Annotated in this window: 2 protein-coding genes; both read right to left on the bottom strand. The window is 73.8% G+C overall.

The annotated features are described in order from the left end of the window. The coding region (locus tag H5J30_RS30525) for a saccharopine dehydrogenase family protein (RefSeq protein ID WP_181790683.1) at window positions 1-1,178 on the bottom strand (1,178 nt) is incomplete at its 3' end. 20 nt (window positions 1,179-1,198) lie between these two features. After that, window positions 1,199-1,864: NAD(P)/FAD-dependent oxidoreductase (locus H5J30_RS30530; protein ID WP_181790685.1), on the bottom strand; the 666-nt coding region annotated here is incomplete at its 5' end.

Raw genomic sequence — 1,864 nt, forward strand, 5'->3', positions numbered from 1 at the left:
AGGTCCAGGAACGGCTTCGGCGGCAGGGCCTCCGGGCCGAGGACGCCCGCGGCGGTCCACCCGCCGGTGGCCAGCAGCTCCAGGGCGACCACCGGGTTGACGGCCGTCTGCCAGACGACGGCCTGGACGCCGTCGAGTGCCATCGTCTCCTCGTTGTCCGCCACGTGGTAGAGGTACACCTCCCGCGGCCCGCCGTCCTTCGTGCCGCGTACCCACGTCCCGGCGCACGTCCTGCCGCGCATCCGGTCGCCGAGCCCCGCCGGGTCCGGGAGGCACGCGGCGACCACGTCGCGCGGCGAGACCTTCGCGTCGCCGACGGCGACGGGTGCGGTGCGGTCCAGGCCCAGCTTGTGCAGGGTCTTCAGGACGTCGATGAACTCCTCCCCCAGCCCGTACTTGAAGGTGACCCGGCGCGCGTCGATCCAGCGCGGCACGAGAAGCACCTCCTCGTGCTCGACGTTGACGCACTCCACCGGGCCGATGCCGGCCGGGAAGTCGAAGACCTCCGGCTCGCTGAAGGGCTCGGTGGTGTGCCAGCGGCCGGCGTCCCAGACCACCGGCGGGTTGAGGCACTCCTCGATCGTCGTCCAGATGGAGAACGAGGGCGCGAAGCCGTAGCCGTCCACGGTGAGGTCCGCGCCGTCGCGTACGCCGATCTCGTCGACGGTGTCGAAGAGTTCGTCGGCGGCGTAGCGGGCGAAGACGTCGGAGAGGCCGGGCTCGACGCCCATGCCGACGAGCGCGAGGCGGCCGGAGGTGGCCCACCGGTCGGCGGCGGCGAACTGCTGGTCGCCGAGCTTCACGCCGCACTCCTCGTACGGGCGGACGGGATGCGGGCGGGACAGGGACATCGCCATGTCGACATAGGTGGCCGCCCGCTCGTACGCGGCCTCGAAGAGCGGCATGACGAAACGCGGGTCGGTGGCGTTGAGGAGCACGTCGCAGCGGTGGGTACGCAGCAGGGCGGCCACCGCCGTACGGTCCGCCGCGTCCACCCGGGCGGCGGTGAACCGGGCGCCGGCCGGACCCGGGTGGGCGGCCCGTACGAAGGAGACCGCGGCTTCGGCGCGGCCGGGGTCGCGGTCGGCGACGACCATCGCCTCGAAGAAGTCGCGGCGCGCCGCGATGCGGGTGATCGCCGTGCCGACGCCGCCCGCGCCCACCAGCAAGATGCGCATCTGCCCACTCCCTGCTCTCGTCAGCTGTCGAAGCCCATGCCCATCCGGTCCAGCGCCCTGAGCCACAGGTTCCGCCGCCCGCCGGCCGCGTCCGCCCGCGCCAGCGACCAGCGCGTCAGCCCGATGCCCGCCCACGCCAGCGGCTCCGGCGGGAACGGCAGCGGCTTGCTGCGCGCCATCCGCAGCCCGGTACGCTCCGTGCGCTCGCCCGCGAGCAGGTCGAGCATCACCTCGGCGCCGAAGCGGCTGGCGCCGACGCCGAGTCCGGTGTACCCGGCGGCGTACGCGACGCGGCCGGCGTGGGCCGTGCCGAAGAAGGCGGCGAAGCGGGAGCAGGTGTCGATGGCGCCGCCCCAGCGGTGGGTGAAGCGGACGTCGGCGAGCTGCGGGAAGCAGCGGTGGAAGTGGCGGGCGAGCTTCAGGTGGGTCTCGGGGCGCTGGTCGTACTCGGCCCGCACCCGGCCGCCGAAGTGGTGCACGGCGTCGTAGCCGCCCCACAGGATGCGGTGGTCGGCGGTGATGCGGAAGTAGTGGAACCGGTTGGCGCTGTCGGCGAGTCCCTGGCGGCGGTGCCAGCGCACGGCGTCGCGCTGGGCGGCGGTCAGCGGCTCCGTCATCAGCGCGTAGTCGTAGACGGGGGTCAGGTACGGGCGGACGCGGCGGACGAGGTGCGGGAAGGCGTTGGT

This window comes from Streptomyces phytophilus, assembly GCF_013870535.1.
GTDB classification, from domain to species: Bacteria; Actinomycetota; Actinomycetes; order Streptomycetales; family Streptomycetaceae; genus Streptomyces; species Streptomyces phytophilus.